Here is a 1,209-nt window from a genome sequence, read left to right as displayed (position 1 = left end):
AAAGTCTTGGGAGTCACATCTTTGATATCGATCTTGTCCTGACTCATGCACTCATCCTTCTTAGGCTTTTTTATAATGTACGGCGGCATTTCTGGTGATGTCGCTCTGTGACATTGCTATTAATTATTTTAGTTAATACTGATAAACGGCGATTATACAAGCAATAACAATTCCTTTTCTTTAACGCAGTCTACGTTTAACAACAAAAGTCAGTACAGTTAACCTAATAAACGGCTGAACAGTTATAACAGTATTAAGAATCTGTTTGATTTAGTTATAAAAAAAGCGACTCTGAGGAGTCGCTTCGAAAGTCGTGAGACGTGTTTATTTGATGATGCCGCGAGCACGTAAGATGGCGGTTTTGAAGTCATCTTCTTGGTCTTTCTTCAGGCCCGGGATCATTTCGTCTTTGCTGCTGTTGCGCATTTTAAGATGGTAGATCAGTACGTCGTCGGAGAGATCTTCCAACTTGCCGTCGTAGCCCGCCTCTTGCGCCAGTTTGACGATGAATTGCAGCAGGTTCATTTCTTGGTCTTTTTGCCACTCAGGCTCTAATAGCTCAAGTAGCTCTTCTATGCGATGACACTTCATTTCTTTCTCCACAATATTTATAAGTATTTGCGCTTAAGGTATCAAATTGCATCGCGAAGACAAATAGAAAAGGAAGGAAAAGAAAAAGCGCAGCTGGCGCCGCGCTTTTGATTAAGCTGCTTTGATAACTTTGGTTGTAACACTCGACACTATTGCTGTCTTCTCAACCAGTGTCATAGCTGGCGCAACTTGTTTTGCCTTAGATGCAGTAGTGAAGCCACTGCGGCGGCGCATTGCACTTGTATTGGTGTGTGCGAACCTGACTGTAGTTGGGCGCATTCGATTACCTAACTGCCAGGCATATCCATTGCCGATGTAATGGCCTGATTCATTATGAGTTGAGCTTCAACTGCTTGAAGGGTGGCTCTTTTGGCTTTCGCCAGTCCAATAAATGAGTCAGGAATACCGATATGCATGCATATCATGTATAGGTTAGCACCCTTGTTATAATTGGTCGATAGTTGAGCAATTGAATTCTCTCGATTTTGTTATTTTGTCGCTCGGATCGACGCAAAAATTTGTTTTGATCCCATGATCAGCAGTAGTAGTATGAGATCTCGACAAAGGAGGTGCATATGTCATTTTTGAAGAAGACACTTGCGAGCTTTGGGATCGGCA

At 42.3% G+C, this 1,209-nt stretch carries 2 protein-coding genes; both read right to left on the bottom strand.

The features are described 5' to 3' along the window. Positions 1 to 324 precede the first annotated feature (324 nt). Entirely contained in the window at positions 325 to 591 is a 267-nt protein-coding gene (locus R7070_RS25770; RefSeq protein WP_005461387.1) for a YihD family protein, read from the bottom strand. Between the two features lie 111 nt (positions 592 to 702). After that, positions 703 to 870 carry a hypothetical protein gene (locus tag R7070_RS25765; RefSeq protein ID WP_011106137.1) on the bottom strand — a complete coding sequence of 56 codons (168 nt, stop codon included), beginning with the start codon at positions 868 to 870 and terminating at the stop codon, positions 703 to 705. Positions 871 to 1,209 lie beyond the last annotated feature (339 nt).

The organism is Vibrio sp. 1557, from assembly GCF_033340175.1.
Taxonomy (GTDB): domain Bacteria; phylum Pseudomonadota; class Gammaproteobacteria; order Enterobacterales; family Vibrionaceae; genus Vibrio; species Vibrio alginolyticus.
The sequence above is the reverse complement of the archived record's forward strand: the minus strand, read 5'-3'. Positions and strand labels throughout refer to the sequence as shown.

Coding starts and splice junctions, on each gene's coding strand:
- R7070_RS25770 (WP_005461387.1), bottom strand. CDS start 591: ATGAAGTGTCATCGCATAGAAGAGCTACTTGAGCTATTAGAGCCTGAG.
- R7070_RS25765 (WP_011106137.1), bottom strand. CDS start 870: ATGCGCCCAACTACAGTCAGGTTCGCACACACCAATACAAGTGCAATG.